The organism is Asaia sp. W19 (assembly GCF_003994335.1).
Taxonomy (GTDB): Bacteria; Pseudomonadota; Alphaproteobacteria; order Acetobacterales; family Acetobacteraceae; genus Asaia.
This window is the reverse complement of the sequence record NZ_PNQZ01000104.1, coordinates 1-1,814: the sequence shown is the minus strand read 5'-3', so window position 1 is coordinate 1,814 and position 1,814 is coordinate 1. Positions and strand designations below refer to the sequence as shown.

1 protein-coding gene is annotated in these 1,814 nt (G+C 50.9%); it reads left to right on the top strand.

The genetic code is table 11. The features are described from left to right. Window positions 1-290: 290 nt before the first annotated feature. Window positions 291-1,586, top strand: coding sequence for an SH3 domain-containing protein (locus C0V97_RS16795; protein ID WP_408860496.1), 1,296 nt, complete (start codon window positions 291-293; stop codon window positions 1,584-1,586). Window positions 1,587-1,814 lie beyond the last annotated feature (228 nt).

Genomic DNA, 1,814 nt, shown 5'->3' with positions numbered 1-1,814 from the left:
GCCGGAGTAAGGAATAGATCTTCGGTCAAATCGAATAACGTATTCTGAATTCGAGTGGGTTTTATGGAATTGCGTAATCATTAGATCCGTTATATTTTCCGACTGTATTATAGGTGATAGTTTCATGGGGGTATATCGGGAAGAGAATATTAACGTTTAAATTGTTGAGATTCTTTTGTCTGATTGCTCCACTCTATCTTTCATCCTGTCAGAATGTTCCGAGGCGGATGGCTCGAGAGKCTTCACAACCAGACCCCTATTATATTGATCCCACGAAATCGACTTTTCCGATGGAGAACTATCCCCAATCGGTGGACAAGTGGGTTCTGACGGATGTCGATAAGGACGCGCCTATCGTCGATATGGCAACGCAGGAGCGGTATTTTGCGGCGCTAAAGGCTCATTATTATGGGATGGATCTCGAAGGCTCATCGCCCTGGAACCCATTTTATATCAGAAAAATCCTTTCCTCGAGTGTCGAAAATACGCGGGACTGGGGCATCGACGCTTATCTTGGCACCACGAAGAACACGTGGGGTCAGAATTTCCGCACTCACGACGAAGCGTGGAAGAGCGCATTGCGCGACAACGCGGAAGTGAGAATCGGCAGCACGTACGACGCTGCTAACCGCGGCATCGTCACGCGGGAAAGCCTAGTCAGAGTTCTTCCCACTGACGATCCTGCCTACAACGATCCTCGTAAGGCTGGCGAAGGATATCCGTTCGATAACTTCCAGATGTCCTCGATTCGACCTGGGACGCCGATCTACACGCTGGCCGTGAGCCAGGATCATCGATGGAGATATGTCATCTCGCCGGAGGTAACCGGTTGGGTGCACTACGAGGATATTGCCGACGCTTCCGCCGCCTTCGTCAACACCTGGCTCAAGATGGCAGACGCGCATCTAGGCGCGTTCACGTCTCAGCCAGTATCGATCTATAAGAAGCACGCATTCCGTTTTACCGCGCGCATCGGAACGGTGCTGCCATTCATGAACGCCAATTCGTCGGGAGTCTTGGTGGCAATACCCGTGAGCAACATGAGCGGCGAAGCACAGATAGAGTGGTATGAGGATACCGATCAGACGTTCTCCTCCATGCCTATCCCGATGAATCGGCGTAACTTGGCCAAGCTGATGCAGTCTCTGGTCAACCGCCCATATGGTTGGGGGAACTATAACTTCTATAACGATTGCTCTGCAGAGCTTCGTAGTCTGCTTCTCCCCTTCGGCATATTCATGCCCCGGAATTCATTGGCACAGATCGATGCAACGTCCCGGAAGATCGACCTGGCGAAGTCGGATGTCGACGCGCGGATCGATTATCTCGTGAAAAACGGCAAGCCGTTCACGACTCTCATCCATATTCCCGGTCACATCATGATGTATATCGGCAACAAGGTCTTTAACGGAAAGCTGGTTCCGATGACGTATCAGGATGTCTGGGGGCTACGTCCCAAGGACGCTGACGGTAGGAGCATCATAGGAGGCTCTGTTTTCTTGCCGCTCCTGAAATCTTATCCCGAGGATGCCAACCTGCAGTCGCTCGCTGGGAAGTCAAAATTTGAGGTAGGGTTCATCGAGTAATTGGCTCGAAGGAGACGCTCTGTGCGAGTGTCTCCCTCAAGTGCGGGCCCATATCTTCCTGTTTGTAACGTGATACCCGGATAGAAAGCCGGATGTGGACTTCGGTTAAAGCCAGTAAAACCAACGTTAATCAAATAGTTAGAGGAGAATCCCACTGGTTTTGTAAACCGAAGGTCGGGGGTTCAAATCCCTCACCCGGCACCATTTTGTCTCAATGAATCATRGRTM

Excerpts from the sequence above, each read along its gene's own strand:
- C0V97_RS16795 (WP_408860496.1), top strand. The coding sequence starts at position 291 with ATGGAGAACTATCCCCAATCGGTGGACAAGTGGGTTCTGACGGATGTC.